This is a genomic window from Ensifer sp. 1H6, from assembly GCF_001976035.1.
GTDB lineage: Bacteria > Pseudomonadota > Alphaproteobacteria > Rhizobiales > Rhizobiaceae > Ensifer > Ensifer canadensis.
The window spans coordinates 133,030-150,133 of the sequence record NZ_MOAI01000006.1; the positions used below are offsets into that span (position 1 = coordinate 133,030).

A 17,104-nucleotide genomic window follows, 5' to 3' on the forward strand; every position below is an offset into this window, starting at 1 on the left:
ACGACGAAACAAACTTGCAAAGGGCGCTCCGAAACAGAGCGCCTTTCTCTTGTCCGATGCAATACATCTTCGCGGGACCGGATAATTTCCTTCCAACACCCGCGAGGCACGATGATCCTCTATTACCAGACCCATTCCCCTTTCGCCCGCAAGGCACTCGTCTTCGCCCACGAGGTCGGCATCGCTGAGCGACTGGAGGTGATCCACCACGAGACCAGCCCGACGCTGCGCAATGAAGAGGTCCATGCCGAAAATCCACTCGGCAAGGTGCCGGTTCTCTTGCGCCCCGAGGATGCGGCGATCTTCGATTCCGACGTCATCTGCGCCTATTTCGATACGCTGCATGATAGCCGCAAGCTCATCCCCGAAAGCGGCGAGGCGCGCTGGCATGCCCTGAGATTGCAGGCCGTGGCGCAAGGGCTGGCGCAGGCGGGGATCGGGTTGCGTTGGGAAACGGAGCGACGCCCGGAAGCCTTGCGCTATCCGGCGCTCGCCGACGGCTATGCCGAAAAGATCGAGCAGACCTATGACTGGCTGGAGCAGACGCTCGATGTCGACGCGCCGCTTGATATCGGCCACATCGCGCTCGCCACGACCCTGTCCTGGATGGCGTTCCGCGACCTGCCGTCGTTCCGTGACCGGACGAAGCTGAGCGTCTGGTTCGATGCCTTCGAGGAACGACCATCGATGCGCGCGACGCCGCTCTCCGGCGAGACCCACGATTGAGCCTTCGGTTTCCTTGCGTTGGATGCAGGCAGGGCGGCCGCTAAAACATTTGCGTCTCAGACGGTGGCATCGAGACGCGATATTTCCTTGCTCTACGCATTTCCTGACGGAAAACCGCTTCGCACTTTTCCTGGAAAAGCGCTAGCAGGCGAGGTCGGCGACGACGGCGTCGAGAATCAACATGCCGGAAGGCGTGCAGCGCAGGCGGGAATTTCCCAGCCGCTCGATGAACCCGTGGTCGATCAGGAACTGCTCGCGGTCTGGATCGGGATCGCGGCCGGACAGCGTCTGCCAGCGGGCGAGATCGACGCCTTCCTTGAGGCGCAGGCCCATCAGTAACAATTCGTCGGACTGGGCCTCGAGGTCGAGCACTTCGCGCTCGACCATGCCGTGGCCGTAGGTTTCGACCAGCCGCAGCCATTCCTCCGGCTTGCGCTCGGTCGCCGTCGCCAGCTTGGCGCCGCCGACGCTGAGGCGGCCATGGGCACCAGGCCCGACGCCGGCATAGTCGCCATAGCGCCAGTAGGTGAGGTTGTGCCGGCTCTCGGCACCAGGGCGGGCATGGTTGGAGACCTCGTAGGCGGGCATGCCGATCGCCGCCGTGATGTCCTGGGTCGCCTCGTAGAGGACCGCCGATTGCTCACCATCAGGAACGATCAGCTTGCCGGCCTTGTGCAGGCCGAAGAAGGGCGTGCCCTCCTCGATCGTCAGCTGGTAGAGCGACAGGTGGTCGACGGCATAGGAGACGGCCTCCTTGAGCTCGCGTTCCCATTCCTCGACCGTCTGGTTGGGGCGGGCATAGATCAGGTCGAAGGACATGCGCGGGAAGATCTCGCGCGCCAGCCGGATCGCTTTCAGCGCGTCTTCGACATTGTGCAGCCGGCCGAGAAATTTGAGGTCCCGGTCGTTCAGCGCCTGCACGCCGAGCGAGACACGGTTGACGCCGGCCGCGCGATAGCCGTGGAAGCGCGTCGCCTCGACACTCGAAGGGTTCGCCTCCATGGTGATCTCGATGCCATCGGGCACATGCCATTCGCGGGCGATGCCCGAGAGGATAGCGTCGACCGTTGCCGGATCCATCAACGACGGCGTGCCGCCGCCGATGAAGATGCTGGTGACGGTGCGTGGACCGGAAAGCTCACGCGCCTCCGCCATTTCCTTGAGGAAAGCGGCGACGAAACGCGGCTGGTCGATCGGCGGGTGGCGCACGTGGCTGTTGAAGTCGCAATAGGGGCATTTGGCCGCGCAGAACGGCCAGTGCACATAGATCCCGAAACCGGGATCCATGCCGTCACCGAGTGCCGATAGCGTGGCCGTCTGCATCGTTGCGTCTCTCATGCGGTAGATCACGTTGACCTTGGGCCGATCGACCCGAAGTCATGACCGCGATCGCTTCTAACAAATTGGAGCGGGATGTTGCGGAAAACCGCATACACGTTTCCTCAGCCCGCTCAAGGCAGGTTTCGGCGAAGATCTTGAAGGCGCGGGCACGGTGCGACAGCGCTTCAGCATCGCCCGGCTTCCAGCCGTGTTTCTCGTCCGCGCTCATCTCGCCGAATGTAGTGTCGTAACCCTTCGGCTGAAAGACCGGATCGTAGCCAAAACCCTGGTCGCCGCGCGGCGGCCACACGACATGGCCCTCGACCTCGCCGCGGAAAAGTTCGACATGGCCGTCTGGCCAGGCAAGGCAAAGCACCGAGACGAAACGGGCCGTGCGTTTTTCAGGCGCACTTGCGCCCTTGCCCTGCAGCGCCTTTTCGACCTTTTCCATCGCCATGGCGAAATCGCGGCTGCCGTCTTCGCGTTCGGCCCAGTTGGCGGTGTAGACGCCAGGTGCGCCATCAAGTGCGTCGATCGCCAGGCCGGAATCGTCCGAAAGCGCCGGCAGGCCCGAGGCCTTGGCCGAGGCGAGCGCCTTGATCGTCGCGTTTTCCTCGAAGGTCGTGCCGGTCTCATCCGGTTCGACGAAGTCGAGGTCGGCTGCCGACTTGGCCTCGAAGCCGAGCGGCCCGATCAGGTCGCGGATCTCGCGGATCTTGCCGGCATTGTGGCTGGCGACGATGAGCGTCTTGTCATCCAGTGTGCGCATGATGTGTCGTCTCTTAAAAGATGCGGCGCGAAGGCCGCGGTTCATTCGATGGACCAGAGGCCCGGTTCCGCGCATTCGAGGCTGTTGCCGGCCGGATCGCGGAAGTAGAAGGAGCGCGTGCCGTTCGGCCAGACAACATCGGCTTCGATCGTGACACCCGCCGTTTCCAGCTTGGCCCTCCAGGCGTCGAGTGCCGACGCGGAAACGCGGAAGCACATGTGGCCCTGGCCGGTGGTGCCGTGCGGCGGCACCGGCAGGGCCGCATCCGGCGAAGGCGGTTTGACCGTTTCCGCAGGATTGAAAATCAGCAGAACGCCCGAGCCACAGCGAAAGAACACATGTCGGTTCTCCCGCCGTGTAATCTTCTCCAGCCCCAGCACACCGCTGTAGAAGGCCTCGGCGGCGTCGAGATCCGACGCATAGAGCGCAGTCTCAAGAATGCCATCCAGCGCCGGGGCCATCGTCTCCGTCCTTCTCGTCAGCCGGCGATCGCCTGCTTCTGCAGTGCGACAAGCTCGGCAATGCCGGTCTTTGCCAGTCCGAGCAGGCTTGCGAATTCCGCTTCGCTGAAGGGTTTGCCTTCGGCCGTGCCCTGGATCTCGACAATGCCGCCGGTGCCGGTCATGACGAAATTCGCGTCGGTCTCGGCGGCGGAATCTTCGAGGTAGTCGAGGTCGATGATCGACTGGTTGGCGAAGATGCCACAGGATATGGCGGCGACATGGTCCTTCAGGACCTTCTCGACCTTCACCATGTTGCGGGCTTCCATCCACTTCAGGCAGTCATGCAGCGCCACCCAGGCGCCGGTGATCGAGGCCGTGCGCGTGCCGCCATCAGCCTGGATGACGTCGCAGTCGATCGAGATCTGGCGTTCGCCGAGTGCGGGCAGATCGACGACGGCGCGCAGCGACCGGCCGATCAAGCGCTGGATTTCCTGGGTGCGGCCGCTCTGCTTGCCGCTCGAGGCTTCGCGACGCATGCGCTCGCCGGTGGCGCGCGGCAGCATGCCGTATTCGGCCGTCACCCAACCCTTGCCGCCGTTGCGCAGCCAGGCCGGAACCTTTTCCTCAAGGCTGGCTGTGCACAGCACGTGCGTATCGCCGAATCGCACCAGACAGGAGCCTTCCGCGTGCTTGGAGAAATTGCGCTCGAACGAAACCTTGCGCATTTGGTCGATTTTTCTGCCGGATGGCCGCATCATCAAACTCCTATCGTATCTGGTGAGCCTTCTAGAGCATGGCGCAGCCAAAGGGAACCGGTGGACAGCCGGGGATCGGGGCGATTTTTCCCTTTTGCTATCGGGCGCGGGGATCACTATATTTCCGGCGGCAGGATTGGCCTGCGAACATGGAGCGACATGGTACTGCGCAATCCCGGAGTGACCGATATCGCGGCGGCGCTGGACGAGCGTTCCGGTGAAATCTTCCGTCGCATCGTCGAAACCTATTTGAACAGCGGAGAGCCTCTCGGCTCACGCAACCTTTCGCGGTTGCTGCCGATGTCGCTGTCGCCGGCGTCCGTGCGCAATGTGATGAGCGACCTCGAAGATCTCGGGCTGATCTATTCGCCGCACATCAGCGCCGGCCGCCTGCCGACGCAGACGGGCCTGCGTTTCTTCGTCGACGCCTTCATGCAGGTCGGCAATCTCTCCCCAGAAGATCGTGCTTCGATCGATCGGCACGTGCGGTTGAGCGACCATGCCCAGCCGGTCGATACGCTGCTGGCAGAGGCAAGCCAGATGCTGTCGGGCATGTCGCGCGGCGCCGGCCTCGTGATCACCGCCAAGAACGATCCGGTGCTCAAGCATGTCGAATTCATCCGGCTGGCGCCCACCAAGGCGCTGGCCGTGCTCGTCGGCGAGCATGACCAGGTCGAAAACCGCATCATCGAGCTTCCCGCCGGCGTGACGAGCTCGCAACTGACGGAAGCAGCGAACTTCTTGAATGCCCATCTCGCCGGCCAGACGATCGGCGAGGTGCGCTCGCAGCTCGAAACCGTCAAGCAGACCGTGCGCAGCGAACTCGATGCCCTGTCCCAGGATCTGGTCGAGCGTGGACTGGCGATCTGGTCGGGCAACGAGGGCGATGAAAAGCCGGCACGGCTGATCGTTCGCGGCCGGGCCAACCTGCTCGAGGGCCTGGAGGGAACCGAGGATATCGACCGCCTGCGCATGCTCTTCGACGACCTGGAAAAGAAGGACAGCCTGATCGAGCTGCTTGACCTCGCAGAGAGCGGCCCGGGTGTCAGGATCTTCATCGGTTCGGAGAACAAGTTGTTTTCATTGTCCGGTTCGTCGCTGATCGTTGCGCCCTATCGCGACAGTGAAGATCGCATCGTCGGCGCCGTCGGCGTCATCGGTCCGACGCGGCTCAACTATTCGCGCATCGTGCCGATGGTCGATTATACCGCGCAGTTGATGTCGCGGCTTTCGCGCTGATCAGGCGCTTTTGGCCACAGGCAGCATTGAACCCTTGATTTTTCGGCCCTAAACCTCGATATCGGCATCAAATCCAGTCACTGGGCATTTTACGCCATGCGGCCATCGTTGCGCGCGGGCGTCGGAATGCGGAAGACAAGACAGACGAACACCGGAGAACGTCATGACCGACGAAACAAACAAGCACGGACACGAAGCTGCCGCGACCGACGAGGCAGTCAACGATACGCCCGAGGTTGTGGAAGCGGCGCCGGTTGCCGAGCCCGATCCGCTGGAGCTTGCAAGGGCTGAGAACAACGACCTGCGCGACAAGTATCTAAGGCTCGCCGCCGAAATGGACAACCTGCGCCGCCGCACCGAACGCGACGTCAAGGATGCCAAGTCCTATTCCGTTGCTGGTTTTGCCCGCGACATGCTCGCCGTCTCCGACAATCTGCGCCGTGCGCTCGATGCCATCCCGGCTGAAGCGAAGGAAGCCGGAGAAGCGGGCCTTACTGCCCTCATCGAAGGTGTCGAGATGACCGAGCGCGCCATGCTGTCGGCGCTGGAACGTCACGGCGTGAAGAAGCTTGAGCCGGAAGGCCAGAAGTTCGACCCGAACTTCCACCAGGCAATGTTCGAAATCCCGAACGCCGACGTGCCGAACAACACGGTGCTGCAGGTCGTTCAGGCCGGCTACACCATCGGCGACCGCGTGCTGCGCCCGGCCATGGTCGGCGTATCCAAGGGCGGCCCGAAGGCGGCAGCTACGGAAGGCGACAGCCCGGCGGCCTGAGCTGCGGTCTGATCCATTTCAACGCTGCGCGTCCACTCGGATGCGCGGCGTTTCTTGTTTTCGGCAATCATATCAACCGAACAACTGCCGCAGGTGATCGTTGAGGAAACGGCCCTCCGGGTCGACTTTCGCCCGTAATGCCCGGAAATCGCCGGATCGTGGATAGAGCGCAGTCACGTCCTCCGCGCCGAGGAAATGCAGCTTCCCCCAATGCGGCCGCGAGCCGTATTGGCGCAGGATCGTATCGACGTCTTTGAGATACTCCCAATAGTCCGTGCCCGGCTCGCCCGAGACGGAAAGCGTGATCGAATCCTGCTCGTAGAACGGGCTGATCCAGCCGGTGTCGCCTGCGGTGAAGCGGTATTCGATCGGGTAGATGCAGGTCGGGTGCTTTTCCAGCATCAGCTTGCGCACAGCTTTTACAGCCTCCTTGCCGTGGGCGATGGGCACCGCATATTCAAGTTCGTGGAAGTTCGGCACATACTCGATCGGATAGATCTCCGAGGAATAGGCGATCTTCTCGAACCCCTGCTCCATCGGCGGCCGGTCGGTGATGTCGATCACCTTCATCTCGCAGACGTCGGACGTCTTGTCCGTCGTCGAAACCGACGCGGTATCCGGCAGGCAATAGCAATGCCGGCTTTCGGAAACCGGGCACCAGAAGAAGCCGAAGTGCCGATGCTTGGCGGCGAGTTCGTCGTGCTGCTCGATCATCTCGTCGAATGTGCAGCGCCAGAGCTTTTCATGCAGGTTGTAGCTGTCCATCGCCTGCAGCGTGATCTCGGAGATCACGCCGAGCATGCCGATCGAGACGCGGGCCGCCTCCAGCAGGTCCGGCGTCGTCTCGTCGACGACGAGAATGCTGCCGTCGGGCTCAACGAGCCGCATGCCGACGATCTGCGAGGCCATGTTGCCAAGTGCTGCTCCCGTGCCGTGGGTGCCGGTGGTGAGCGCCCCAGCCAGCGCCTGGCTGTCGATGTCGCCCTGGTTGATCAGCGAGAGGCCGTTCGACTTCAATACCTTGCCCAATTGGTTGATCGTCGTTCCCGCCCGGACCGAGACGCGTTTGCGCGCCTGGTCGATGGCGACCACGCCCTGCATGTTGGCAAGCGTCAGGTGGAGCCCGCTGGTCAGCGCCACCGGCGTGAAGGAATGGCCGGAGCCGGCGCAGCGCACATTGAGCCCTTGCGACGTCGCCTCGCGGACCATTTCGGCGAGCGCCGCCTCGCTCTCGGGTGCACCGCGCTGGCGCACGATGCAGGATTGGTTTCCGACCCAGTTGCGCCAGTGGCCGCCCGTCTGAAGCATATCTTTCCCCTCTCTCAGACCGCTGTGAAGCAATTGTCGACGAACAGATGCGTGCCGTTGACGAAGCTTGCCTCGTCGCTGGCCAGAAACAGCGCGGCATTGGCGACCTCTTTCGGGTCGCACATCCGCCCCTGCTGGGCAGCGATCGCCGCTTCCGAGACATCGACGCCGTATTTACTGAGGCCCACCAGTTCGCGCTTGCCGTGATCGGTGGCGATGAAGCCGGGGCAGACGGCGTTGCAGCGGATGCCGCGGTCGCGGAACTCAACCGCGATGGCACGGGCGAACATGTGGCAGGCGCCCTTCGTCGTGTCGTAGAGCACTTCCATCGGCGTCGCCGCCACGGCCGAGATCGACGAGGTGCAGACGATGCTGCCGCCGCCGGCGGCGAGCATCCCTGGAAGCACCGCCTTGGTCATCAGGAACATGCTGCGCACGTTGACGGCCATCAGCCGGTCCCATTCGTCCTCTTCCGTCTCCAGAAAGGGCCCGACCGCCAGGATGCCGGCATGGTTGAAGAGAACGGTGATCGCGCCGAAGGCTGCTTCGACCGCCTTGACGGCCGAGCTCACCTGCGCAGAAATCGAGACGTCGGCCGGCGCGAAGATCGCATCGCCGCCGTTTGCGCGGATGGCGGCGGCAACCTCTTCGCCCTTGCTGCGTGGCAGATCGACGATGCCGACCTTGGCCCCTTCGCGGGCAAAGAGTTCGGATGCGGCAAGCCCGCAGCCACCGGCGCCACCACTGATCAAAGCCACTTTTCCGGAAAGTCTGCCTGCCATCGTGTCCCCCTGTGCTCAAGCGTCGCGGCTAAACACGTGCTACGATCTTGGTCCCTCGTGGGATGAATTATTGTTGACGAAGAGGGGGCTGTCGATATCCCATGCGGGATACGGGGGTAGGGGAGAGTTCGACGCGGATGCTGGCTCGGGAGTCGGCCGATATTTCGGCCATGATCGGATTGATCGGAACACAGGATTTCGGCGGCGCGCTCGATCGCATGCTGCGCTCGGTCGCAAGCTTCGATCTCTCGGTTGCCTTCGCCTATCCCTATGATAACAGACCGATCGTGCTGCATGACGGCTACACCGCCAAGGTGTCCGCCAGCGCGCTTTCTGCCTATCTCGGCGGCGCCTATCTGCTTGACCCGTTCTATGTTGCCTGCAGCTCCGGCCAGCCGCAGGGGCTATGGCGCATGCGCGAACTTGCGCCTGACCGGTTCTTCCATTCGGAGTTTTCAAGCTCGGCCGAGGTGCATCCCTGCATCTCGATGGAAAGCGGGGTTCTGGTCGAAGAGATTGGCTTCGTCATTCCGCTCGATGACAGCGTGCAGGCCACCTATTCGCTGATGCGCGGCCGCGGCGGCACGCCGTTCAGCGACGAGGAACTGGAGCGCTTGCGGGTCTACGAGCCGATCGTGCGAGAGGCCGTGCGTTCGAACTGGCGCCAGCAAAGCCATGCCGTGGCGGCGACGCCTCGGCCCGACGACGCGATCGAAACCGCTTTCGACAGCCTCTGCGCCGACCGCCTGACCCGGCAGCAACGCAACATCGTCCGCCTGATCCTGCGCGGGCACAGCAACCTGTCGATCGGCAAGACGATGAACATCGCCGAAGGAACCGTCCGCATTCACCGCAAGAACATTTATCGCCGGCTCGGTATTTCGAGCCAGGGCGCACTGTTTCGAATTTTCATTGATCATTTGAACCGCCGTCAGCTTTACTGACGGCCGGTCCGGGCCGTGGCTCAGGCGGCGTGCGAGGTCGTGTCCTCGTTGAGCAGCGTGTAGATCGCGCTGGCGGAATCGCTCGATCGGATCTTCGCCACCATGTCGTGGTCGCGCAGTACGCGGGCGATGCGCGACAATGCCTTGAGATGGTCGGCGCCGGCGCCTTCGGGCGCCAGGAGCAGGAAGACGAGGTCGACAGGCTGGTCGTCGAGCGCTTCGAAATCGACCGGCGTGTCCAGCCGCGCAAAGATCCCGATGATCGACGGCAGGTTGTTGAGCTTGCCGTGCGGGATAGCAATGCCGTTGCCGACGCCCGTGGAGCCCAGCCGTTCACGCTGCAGGATGACATCGAAGATTTCGCGTTCCGGAAGGCCGGTGATCTTTGCCGCTTTAGCCGCCAATTCCTGAAGGAGCTGTTTTTTCGAGTTGGCCCTCATGGCCGGGATGATCGCATTTTGGTGCAGTAAGCCTGCCAATGCCATTCTTTTGTCCTCGTTCGCCGGTTAGAGCCGGACAACATCATCATAAATGCGTCGCAATGGCTCTAACCATCTTTGTCTTGGCGGGTGCCATGCACAGAAAAGTCGTATTTTCCGGCCTGTCCGCTGATCCAAGTGGCGGGAGCGCCGGCGCACCGGCACTCCCTTTTTCCACTCATCCCTTGATATTGGCGGCGTCAATCCAGCCAATATTTCCGTCGTTGCGTCTGTAGACGATATTCAACTCTGCCTTGCCGGGAGTGCGGAACATGAGGACGGGTTCATCCGTCATGTCGAGCGCCATCACGGCGCTGGCGACAGACATCGTCCTCAGGTGTTTCGAGCTTTCGGCGACGATCGTCGGTGCGTAATCCTCGGGGACTTCGTCATCCTCGAATGGCACCGAGTCCATCACTGTGTATGCCACCTCGGTACCTTGACCATTACCGTTGTGGTGGTCCTTGAGCTTGCGCTTGTAGCGACGTAGGCGCTTTTCGATGCGCTCCGACGCTGCGTCAAAGGCAGCCTGAGGGTCATTGGCCTGTCCATTCGCCTGCATAACCACGCCCGTATCGAGATGAAGCTTGCAGTCGGCGCTAAAGCGCGGTCCAGACTTTTCCACAGTGACCTGGCTTGAATATCCTCCGTCGAAATATTTGGTAACGGCCTGCTCGATCTGATCGCCAATGCGGGCGCGGAACGAATCGCCGATTTCCATCTGTTTACCGGATACACGCACACTCATGGAGTTTCCTCTCTATTTCGTGATTTGCGTAGCCAGTCTATTCCAAGCGCTCTCGTCATCCAAGCCTTTCACGCTTGCGGGAGCCTCTCTGTCGCACCTACCGGTCGTGCCGGCCGCCTGAGGAAGACCGTGTCCTCGGCAATTGCGGCGGGCTCATATCCCCTGCGTCGCGGAGAGTCAATTGAAGGTCGCAAAAAAGTTAATACGCTTTAACCTTGCGTCGTCGCTTTAGGCTCTTTTTCTTTCGCATGTCGTCGTCGCAAAACCGCTGAAAAACTGTTGCGCGACCTGCTTTAGAAGCCCGATACCTTGGCCAGCGCCCGCTTTTCGCGCCGTCGCTGCACGGAGGAGGGGATGTTCATCGCTTCGCGATATTTCGCCACCGTGCGTCGCGCGATGTCGACGCCGGCCTGCTTGAGGCTGTCGACGATATCGTCGTCGGAAAGCACCGCATCGGCGACTTCCTGCTGGATCATCATGCGGATGCGGTGACGCACGGACTCAGCCGAATGGCTGTCGCCGCCCTCGGCCGAACCGATGGAGACGGTGAAGAAATACTTCAGCTCGAACAGCCCACGCGGCGTCAGCATGTACTTGTTCGAGGTGACGCGGCTTACCGTCGACTCGTGCATCTTGATCGCATCGGCGACGGTTTTCAGGTTGAGCGGTCGCAGATGCCCGACGCCATGGACGAGGAACGCGTCCTGCTGGCGAACGATCTCGGTGGCGACCTTCATGATCGTCCTGGCGCGCTGATCGAGGCTGCGGGTCAGCCAGTTGGCGGTCTGCAGGCATTCATTGAGAAAGGCCTGGTCCGCGCTGTTCTTCTCGGTGCCGCGCGACACGTGGTGTAGTAGGCTTGGTTGACGAGGACGCGCGGCAGGGCGTCCGGGTTGAGTTCGATCAGCCAGGTTCCGTCGGGTGCCGCCCGCACGACGATATCGGGAACGATCGCCTCGCTAACGCTGGTCTCGAAGCTCGTTCCCGGTTTCGGGTCGAGCTTGCGGATTTCGGCGAGCATATCGATCAGGTCTTCCTCATCGACGCCGCAGATTTTCTTCAAGCTGGCAAAATCGCGCCGCGCCAGAAGCTCTAGGTTGGCGATGAGGGCTTCCATCGCCGGATCGAGGCGATCGCGAAGGCGCAGCTGAATGGCGAGGCATTCGCTGAGTGTGCGTGCGAAGACACCTGGCGGGTCGAACTGCTGCAGCGTGAGGAGGACGCGGGTGACGTCGGCGCCGGATGCGCCGAGGCGTTCGGCGACCTCCTGCAGATCAGCCTGAAGATAGCCTGCCTCGTCGAGCTGGTCGATCAGGTGCTGGGCAATCAGCCGGTCGGATGGGACGGACAACGCAAAGGGCAATTGCTCCAGAAGCGTCTCGCGCAGGCTCTTGGCGCCGGCCACGAAGTCGTCGAAATCGTAGTCGCCTCCTTCGCCGCTGCCGGGCATCGATTTCCACTGGCCGAGCAGTTCCGGCGCGTCGGCGCGTTGCGGCGCCGTGTCGTCCTGGTAGACATTGCCGAAATCCGCATCGAGCTGTTCATTGAGCCGCGCCCCATCGGTTGCCGTGGCATTGTCGTAGAGATCGCGCTGGCCGGATGCCTCATCCGTTCCGCCGAAGTCTTCACCGGATGCCTGCCCCGCTTCTTCGCGGCTGCCGTGCTCGGAGCTTCCACCGAACTCGTCGTCACCGCCGTGAAGCTCGAGCAGCGGATTCTTTTCGACTTCCTGCGCGATGAAATGGTTGAGTTCCAGATGCGTCATCTGCAGCAGCTGAATCGATTGCATCAGCTGCGGGGTCATGACCAGCGACTGTGACTGGCGCAGATGAAGGCTGGCCGACAATGCCATGCGGACGTGAAACTCCCGATGAAATCTCCACCGGTCGCATCGTTGGCGGGCCGGTTTTTCAATTGGCCCAAAAATTGCTTATTGCAGGGGTTTGGTCAAGCGCGACCGCGGGGCGAGATGCCGGATTCGCCCGCGGATCGCATCAGAGGCTGAAATTATCGCCGAGATAGAGCCGGCGCACGTCCGGATTGGTGACGATATCGTTGGCGCGGCCGTGGGTCAGCACTTCGCCGGCATGGATGATGTAGGCCCGGTCGATCAGGCCAAGGGTCTCGCGCACATTATGGTCGGTGATGAGTACGCCGATACCGCGCGACGTCAGGTGTCGCACCAGCGCCTGGATGTCGGCGACGGAAATCGGGTCGACGCCGGCAAAGGGCTCGTCGAGCAGCATGAAGGTCGGGTCGGTGGCAAGCGCTCGGGCAATTTCGAGACGTCGCCGCTCGCCGCCGGAAAGGGCGATCGCCGGCGACTTGCGCAGATGCGTGATGTTGAACTCGCCGAGCAGGTCGTTGAGCTTGCTCTCGCGGCGCTCCAGGTTCTTATCGTGCACTTCGAGAACGGCGCGGATGTTGTCCTCGACCGTCAGGCCGCGAAAGATCGAGGCTTCCTGCGGCAGGTAGCCGACGCCGAGGCGGGCGCGGCGATACATCGGCATCGTCGTCACGTCGTTGCCATTGATCTCAATCGAGCCTTCGTCGACAGGCACGAGGCCGGTGATCATGTAGAAGCATGTGGTCTTGCCGGCACCGTTCGGGCCGAGGAGACCGACTGCCTCCCCGCGGCGAACGACCAGCGACACACCATTGACCACGCGCCGCTCGCGATAGGACTTTGTCAGGCCACGCGCGATCAGTGTGCCGTCATAACGCGCCTTGTCGACCGCGTGACCGGTCGCGGCTGGTGTGGCCGCCGACGGTTTGCGGACGCGCTTGCGCTTGTGAAGGAAGGGGAGTTGCACGAGCGGGTCTACGTCAGTTCTTCTTCTGTGACTTCGGGTCGAGCTGGATCTGCACCCGACCGCCACAGGCTTCGAGCTGCGCTTCGCCCGTGTTCATCTGCACATTCAATTGGCAGCCGACGAACACGTTCTTGCCTTCCGACAGAACGACCTTCTCGCCCTTCAATACGAAGGTCTGCTTGGTCATGTTGAACTCGCCGCTGTCAGCGGTTGCCTGCTGGGTGCCGGAGCTGAGGAAGACGCGCTGGCTGACTTCGATCCGCTCGATGTCGGCGTCGCCGCTCGAGACCGAGCCTGCGCCGGACTTGTAGAAGACCGTCATGCTCCCGGCCTGAAGCGTCGTTGTGCCCTGCACGACCTTGACGTTCCCGGTAAAGATCGCCTTGCTTTCTGGGTCCTTGATTTCAAGCTTGTCGCTTTCGATCTGGATCGGCTTGTCGTTCGACAATTCGAGGCCCTTCATCTTGCTCGATGTGGCCTGGGCTGACGCGCCTGAAACGATCATCAATGCGCCGATGCCGGCAACGGCCAGGCTGGCTGAAATCCTGAAAAAAGTAGCGGGTAAAACCGACATGGATGCACCAGATCCTAATTCGTGTTCTTGCGGATGGCGGCGGGTTCGAGATTGACCCTCACCATGCCCTCGAATGTTACTATGCGTCCCTTATCCGTCATTCGCAGCCGCTGCGCAATGATCGAACCGCCCTTCATGCTGATCGCAATCGGTTGTTTTGTTTCCATTTCGCCGGCATTGATGTCCAGATAGGCCGATTGGAAATCGGCGTTGACGCCATTATTCATTGTAATCGTGAACGGGGCGTTCATGTCGAGCGTGTTGGCCCCGCGGTCGTAGATGCCGTTGGTCGCGTCCACCGTGGCGATCAGCTTTTCGTTCACCGGCATTTCGGCATGGATCGTCTGCAGCGTGATGATATCGGGATTGACGATATCCTGCAGCGCGCGCTGCGCCTTCATCGAATAGCTGATGCCCTGCTTGTTGCGCCCGGCAATCGCAGGGTTCTGCATGACGATCTTGCCATCCTCGATCGTTGCACTGTCGAGCTGCAGATCGACCGGCATGAAGGCGCGCACGAAGGAAATGGCGGCAAAGATCGCCGCGATGATGCCGGCGACGACAGGCAGGATGATCTTCAGACGCCGGACGCGCGCCGAATGCCGCGCCGCGAGCGCGTAGGCGTCCGACGAGCTCGCACCCGAATCGGCAAAGAAGCCGGGGGCTGGCGCATGATCTAACATGTGAAGACCTGTTGGTTCCGTTGCTTTCCCGCGGATCGTCGAGAACCGCATTTTACATACATTCGTGTAAGTCGTCGCAAATATGGATACTTTTTGCAGCTGCACAATGGCGCCGCAAAAAACTTCGTGAAGACAGGAAAACGGCGGGCACGGCTTTTAACCGTGACCGACCGCGTCTATTGAATATGCCACCTGCCGCGCAGATAGCATGTTCCATCGGAAACTGACAGAAGCTGCGCCAACAAATTCGGGAGAAACCCACATGGATGAACTAGCCATCGCCGATCGCCGCAGCCTGCGCAGGAAGCTGAGTTTCTGGCGCTGGATCGTCGCCGGCCTGCTCGCCGTCGTGGCATTGGTCATTCTGTTCTGGTCGGGCTGGGCGGAGACCGCAGGGCGTGCCCGCGATCATGTTGCCCGTGTGACGATTTCGGGATTGATCCAGGACGATCGCGAATTGCTGGAGCGGCTTCAACGGATCGAGGACAACGATTCGGTCAAGGCACTGGTGGTCACCATATCGTCGCCCGGCGGCACCACCTATGGCGGCGAGGTCATCTACAAGGCGATCCGCAAGGTCGCCGCCAAGAAGCCGGTGGTTTCCGATATTCGCACGCTAGCCGCCTCCGCCGGCTACATGATCGCGCTTGCCGGCGATACGATTATCGCCGGCGAAAGCTCGATCACCGGCTCGATCGGCGTCATCTTCCAGTATCCCCAGGTCAAGGAGCTGATGGACAAGCTTGGCGTCTCGCTGGAATCGATCAAGTCGCGGCCGCTGAAGGCCGAGCCGTCCCCCTTCCATCCCGCGAGCGATGAAGCCAAGGCAATGATCCAGGCGATGATCGATGACAGCTATGGCTGGTTCGTCGATATGGTGGCAGAGCGTCGCAAGCTGTCGCGCGACGAGGCGCTTCTGCTGGCCGACGGGCGGATTTTCACCGGCCGCCAGGCGCTGGGCCTGAAGCTCGTCGACAAGCTTGGCGGCGATGACGAAGTCCGCACCTTCCTGGCCGACAGGAAAGTGTCGAAGGACCTTCCTCTGGTTGATTGGGATGCGCCGCGCCGGACTCTGCCTTTCGGCCTCGGATCGGCCGTCTCGGAGTGGGTCAAGATGTTGGGATATGACGCTTTTCCGGCCATGAGGGGTCTCGAAAAAATCGGGGGTGACAAGTTGTTTCTTGACGGTCTTGTTTCGGTTTGGCAGGTTGATGCTCAATGAGGATGGCAGCATATGCCCAGCCTGATCCGTAACATGGCCGCCCGCGCCAAGTGAGCGTCGGCCATATTCTTGCGGCAATCACAATGCAGACCGAAAAAGCAAAACAAACAAGAATTTAAGGGGGCGACAGTGATCAAGTCAGAACTGGTGCAGATTGTTGCAGCTCGCAATCCGCATCTCTATCACCGCGACGTCGAAAACATCGTCAACGCGGTGCTCGATGAGATCACAGATGCGCTGGCTGCCGGAAACCGTGTCGAACTGCGCGGTTTCGGTGCTTTCTCCGTCAAGAACCGGCCGTCGCGCTCCGGTCGCAATCCGCGCACCGGCGATTCGGTTTTTGTCGAGGAAAAGTGGGTGCCGTTCTTCAAGACCGGCAAGGAGCTGCGCGAGCGGCTGAACCCGGGCATGAACGGGGACGATGAAGACTGATCATCCCGCCCGATCGTCATGAGTCCGGATTGTCGCCATCGCTGCCAAGGCCTGTCGATGATCCGGAAAACTGGAGCGGCTGAATGCTCAAGAAACTGGTCAACATCATCGTTCTCATCCCGGTCGGCGTCATTCTGATCGTGCTCAGCGTCGCCAATCGCCAGAGCGTCACGCTGGCCCTCAATCCGTTCCGGCCCGAAGACAGCGTGCTGTCCGTGAGCGCGCCGTTCTTTGTTTTCCTGTTTCTTGCCGTCGTCGTCGGGTTGATTCTGGGTGCCGCCGCGACCTGGTTTAGCCAGGGCAAGTACCGTCGGCGTGCGCGCAATGAAGCGACCGAGGCGCTGAAATGGCATCGCGAAGCCGAAAAGCACCGCAGCCAGGCAGAGAAGCTGGCCACCCAGGCGACACTCGCCGCCCCGCAGAACTGAATGGCAGGGCGGCCATGCCCTTCAGCCGGCCGCTTCCGCCGGGCCGCCGATCGCTGCGCCGAAATCCGTGAAGAACTGCTGCGCCAGCTTCTTGGCGGTCGAATCGACCAGCCGGGATCCGAGCTGCGCTAGCTTTCCGCCGATCTGCGCCTTGACGTCGTAGCGCAGCAGCGTCTCCGCACCGTCGTCGACCAGGGTCACATCCGCGCCACCCTTGGCAAAACCGGCAATGCCGCCCTTTCCCTCACCGGAGATCGTGTAGCTTTCGGGCGGGTTGAGGTTCGACAGGATGACGTCGCCGGTAAAGGAGGCCGAGACCGGCCCGATCTTGATCTTGACGACGGCCGAAAGCTCGGTCGGAGATTTCATCTCGATCGACTGACAGCCCGGGATGCAACGCTTGAGGATTTCCGGATCGTTGAGGCCGCGCCACACGGCATCGCGCGGTGCCGAGATGCGTTCTTCGCCGGTCATGTCCATGCGCTTTCCTCCCACTGACGGTGCCGTGCGTCGACAAGGACGCGCGAGGTTGATGTAATCTTTTGAATTCGCTTTACAATCCTGTCCGTAAGTTGATGCCGGACGGTGGAATTATGCAAGTGTCGCTTCCGCACCGATCTTGGCAAATCGGAAACGGCTTTGCCAAGAGCATGAGCGGTGCTAT

17 protein-coding genes and 3 pseudogenes are annotated in these 17,104 nt (G+C 61.6%); 7 read left to right on the forward strand and 13 right to left on the reverse strand.

What is annotated here, in order from left to right; translation table 11 throughout:
* Nucleotides 1–111 precede the first annotated feature (111 nt).
* Nucleotides 112–726 (forward strand): glutathione S-transferase, encoded by a 615-nt coding sequence (locus tag BKP54_RS09365; RefSeq protein ID WP_025425671.1) that lies wholly within the window; start codon nt 112–114, stop codon nt 724–726.
* A gap of 141 nt (nt 727–867) precedes the next feature.
* Here the strand turns inward: BKP54_RS09365 and hemW are convergent, their stop codons facing one another.
* The 4 genes and pseudogenes from hemW to rph all read right to left on the reverse strand — a co-directional run bounded on the left by hemW (nt 868) and on the right by rph (nt 4,013).
* On the reverse strand, nt 868–2,049 hold the full coding sequence (hemW, locus tag BKP54_RS09370; RefSeq protein WP_084814365.1) for a radical SAM family heme chaperone HemW: 1,182 nt from the start codon (nt 2,047–2,049) through the stop codon (nt 868–870).
* A gap of 130 nt (nt 2,050–2,179) precedes the next feature.
* Nucleotides 2,180–2,815: pseudogene (gene rdgB, locus BKP54_RS09375) on the reverse strand (RdgB/HAM1 family non-canonical purine NTP pyrophosphatase); the annotation flags it as partial.
* A 41-nt stretch (nt 2,816–2,856) separates the two neighbouring features.
* On the reverse strand, nt 2,857–3,276 hold the full coding sequence (locus tag BKP54_RS09380) for a VOC family protein (RefSeq protein ID WP_025425674.1): 420 nt from the start codon (nt 3,274–3,276) through the stop codon (nt 2,857–2,859).
* A 17-nt stretch (nt 3,277–3,293) separates the two neighbouring features.
* On the reverse strand, nt 3,294–4,013 hold the full coding sequence (gene rph / locus BKP54_RS09385; RefSeq protein WP_025425675.1) for a ribonuclease PH: 720 nt from the start codon (nt 4,011–4,013) through the stop codon (nt 3,294–3,296).
* Nucleotides 4,014–4,172: 159 nt separating this feature from the next.
* On the opposite strand from rph, the gene hrcA reads away from it, so the two are divergent.
* Together hrcA and grpE are read left to right on the forward strand one after the other, a co-directional pair.
* Nucleotides 4,173–5,252 carry a heat-inducible transcriptional repressor HrcA gene (gene hrcA, locus BKP54_RS09390; protein WP_057204296.1) on the forward strand — a complete coding sequence of 360 codons (1,080 nt, stop codon included), beginning with the start codon at nt 4,173–4,175 and terminating at the stop codon, nt 5,250–5,252.
* A gap of 154 nt (nt 5,253–5,406) precedes the next feature.
* Nucleotides 5,407–6,027 (forward strand): annotated as a pseudogene (gene grpE, locus BKP54_RS09395) (nucleotide exchange factor GrpE); the annotation flags it as partial.
* Nucleotides 6,028–6,099: 72 nt separating this feature from the next.
* Here grpE and BKP54_RS09400 read toward each other — a convergent pair.
* Together BKP54_RS09400 and BKP54_RS09405 are read right to left on the reverse strand one after the other, a co-directional pair.
* On the reverse strand, nt 6,100–7,335 hold the full coding sequence (locus BKP54_RS09400) for a D-arabinono-1,4-lactone oxidase (RefSeq protein WP_025425678.1): 1,236 nt from the start codon (nt 7,333–7,335) through the stop codon (nt 6,100–6,102).
* A gap of 14 nt (nt 7,336–7,349) precedes the next feature.
* Nucleotides 7,350–8,117, reverse strand: coding sequence for an SDR family NAD(P)-dependent oxidoreductase (locus tag BKP54_RS09405; protein ID WP_025425679.1), 768 nt, complete (start codon nt 8,115–8,117; stop codon nt 7,350–7,352).
* Between the two features lie 137 nt (nt 8,118–8,254).
* Between BKP54_RS09405 and BKP54_RS09410 the strand changes: the two genes are divergently transcribed.
* A complete protein-coding gene (locus tag BKP54_RS09410; RefSeq protein ID WP_025425680.1) occupies nt 8,255–9,061 on the forward strand; it encodes a helix-turn-helix transcriptional regulator in 807 nt (268 codons plus the stop codon).
* A gap of 20 nt (nt 9,062–9,081) precedes the next feature.
* Here BKP54_RS09410 and ptsN read toward each other — a convergent pair whose 3' ends face one another.
* From ptsN to lptC, 6 genes and pseudogenes are all read right to left on the reverse strand, one after another.
* On the reverse strand, nt 9,082–9,546 hold the full coding sequence (ptsN, locus tag BKP54_RS09415) for a PTS IIA-like nitrogen regulatory protein PtsN (RefSeq protein WP_025425681.1): 465 nt from the start codon (nt 9,544–9,546) through the stop codon (nt 9,082–9,084).
* Between the two features lie 172 nt (nt 9,547–9,718).
* Nucleotides 9,719–10,288 carry a ribosome-associated translation inhibitor RaiA gene (gene raiA / locus BKP54_RS09420; RefSeq protein WP_025425682.1) on the reverse strand — a complete coding sequence of 190 codons (570 nt, stop codon included), beginning with the start codon at nt 10,286–10,288 and terminating at the stop codon, nt 9,719–9,721.
* A gap of 293 nt (nt 10,289–10,581) precedes the next feature.
* A pseudogene (rpoN, locus tag BKP54_RS09425) lies at nt 10,582–12,140 on the reverse strand (RNA polymerase factor sigma-54).
* A gap of 142 nt (nt 12,141–12,282) precedes the next feature.
* The gene (gene lptB, locus BKP54_RS09430) at nt 12,283–13,101 is read right to left on the reverse strand and encodes an LPS export ABC transporter ATP-binding protein (RefSeq protein ID WP_025425684.1); all 819 of its coding nucleotides are present in this window, start codon (nt 13,099–13,101) and stop codon (nt 12,283–12,285) included.
* A 13-nt stretch (nt 13,102–13,114) separates the two neighbouring features.
* A complete protein-coding gene (locus tag BKP54_RS09435) occupies nt 13,115–13,675 on the reverse strand; it encodes an LptA/OstA family protein (protein ID WP_025425685.1) in 561 nt (186 codons plus the stop codon).
* Between the two features lie 14 nt (nt 13,676–13,689).
* Complete coding sequence (gene lptC / locus BKP54_RS09440) at nt 13,690–14,358, reverse strand: LPS export ABC transporter periplasmic protein LptC (RefSeq protein ID WP_025425686.1); 669 nt, start codon at nt 14,356–14,358, stop codon at nt 13,690–13,692.
* Nucleotides 14,359–14,620: 262 nt separating this feature from the next.
* Here lptC and sppA point away from each other — a divergent pair, with 262 nt between their 5' ends.
* From sppA to BKP54_RS09455, 3 genes are all read left to right on the forward strand, one after another.
* Nucleotides 14,621–15,580 (forward strand): signal peptide peptidase SppA, encoded by a 960-nt coding sequence (gene sppA, locus BKP54_RS09445; RefSeq protein ID WP_025425687.1) that lies wholly within the window; start codon nt 14,621–14,623, stop codon nt 15,578–15,580.
* Nucleotides 15,581–15,709: 129 nt separating this feature from the next.
* A complete protein-coding gene (locus BKP54_RS09450) occupies nt 15,710–16,012 on the forward strand; it encodes an integration host factor subunit beta (RefSeq protein WP_025425688.1) in 303 nt (100 codons plus the stop codon).
* Between the two features lie 83 nt (nt 16,013–16,095).
* Nucleotides 16,096–16,440 carry a hypothetical protein gene (locus BKP54_RS09455; protein ID WP_025425689.1) on the forward strand — a complete coding sequence of 115 codons (345 nt, stop codon included), beginning with the start codon at nt 16,096–16,098 and terminating at the stop codon, nt 16,438–16,440.
* 21 nt (nt 16,441–16,461) lie between these two features.
* Here BKP54_RS09455 and BKP54_RS09460 read toward each other — a convergent pair whose 3' ends face one another.
* A complete protein-coding gene (locus BKP54_RS09460) occupies nt 16,462–16,920 on the reverse strand; it encodes a carbon monoxide dehydrogenase subunit G (protein WP_025425690.1) in 459 nt (152 codons plus the stop codon).
* Nucleotides 16,921–17,104: the final 184 nt, after the last annotated feature.

Coding starts and splice junctions, on each gene's coding strand:
- BKP54_RS09365 (WP_025425671.1), top strand. CDS start 112: ATGATCCTCTATTACCAGACCCATTCCCCTTTCGCCCGCAAGGCACTC.
- hemW (WP_084814365.1), bottom strand. CDS start 2,049: ATGCAGACGGCCACGCTATCGGCACTCGGTGACGGCATGGATCCCGGT.
- BKP54_RS09380 (WP_025425674.1), bottom strand. CDS start 3,276: ATGGCCCCGGCGCTGGATGGCATTCTTGAGACTGCGCTCTATGCGTCG.
- rph (WP_025425675.1), bottom strand. CDS start 4,013: ATGCGGCCATCCGGCAGAAAAATCGACCAAATGCGCAAGGTTTCGTTC.
- hrcA (WP_057204296.1), top strand. CDS start 4,173: ATGGTACTGCGCAATCCCGGAGTGACCGATATCGCGGCGGCGCTGGAC.
- BKP54_RS09400 (WP_025425678.1), bottom strand. CDS start 7,335: ATGCTTCAGACGGGCGGCCACTGGCGCAACTGGGTCGGAAACCAATCC.
- BKP54_RS09405 (WP_025425679.1), bottom strand. CDS start 8,117: ATGGCAGGCAGACTTTCCGGAAAAGTGGCTTTGATCAGTGGTGGCGCC.
- BKP54_RS09410 (WP_025425680.1), top strand. CDS start 8,255: ATGCTGGCTCGGGAGTCGGCCGATATTTCGGCCATGATCGGATTGATC.
- ptsN (WP_025425681.1), bottom strand. CDS start 9,546: ATGGCATTGGCAGGCTTACTGCACCAAAATGCGATCATCCCGGCCATG.
- raiA (WP_025425682.1), bottom strand. CDS start 10,288: ATGAGTGTGCGTGTATCCGGTAAACAGATGGAAATCGGCGATTCGTTC.
- BKP54_RS09435 (WP_025425685.1), bottom strand. CDS start 13,675: ATGTCGGTTTTACCCGCTACTTTTTTCAGGATTTCAGCCAGCCTGGCC.
- lptC (WP_025425686.1), bottom strand. CDS start 14,358: ATGTTAGATCATGCGCCAGCCCCCGGCTTCTTTGCCGATTCGGGTGCG.
- sppA (WP_025425687.1), top strand. CDS start 14,621: ATGGATGAACTAGCCATCGCCGATCGCCGCAGCCTGCGCAGGAAGCTG.
- BKP54_RS09455 (WP_025425689.1), top strand. CDS start 16,096: ATGCTCAAGAAACTGGTCAACATCATCGTTCTCATCCCGGTCGGCGTC.
- BKP54_RS09460 (WP_025425690.1), bottom strand. CDS start 16,920: ATGGACATGACCGGCGAAGAACGCATCTCGGCACCGCGCGATGCCGTG.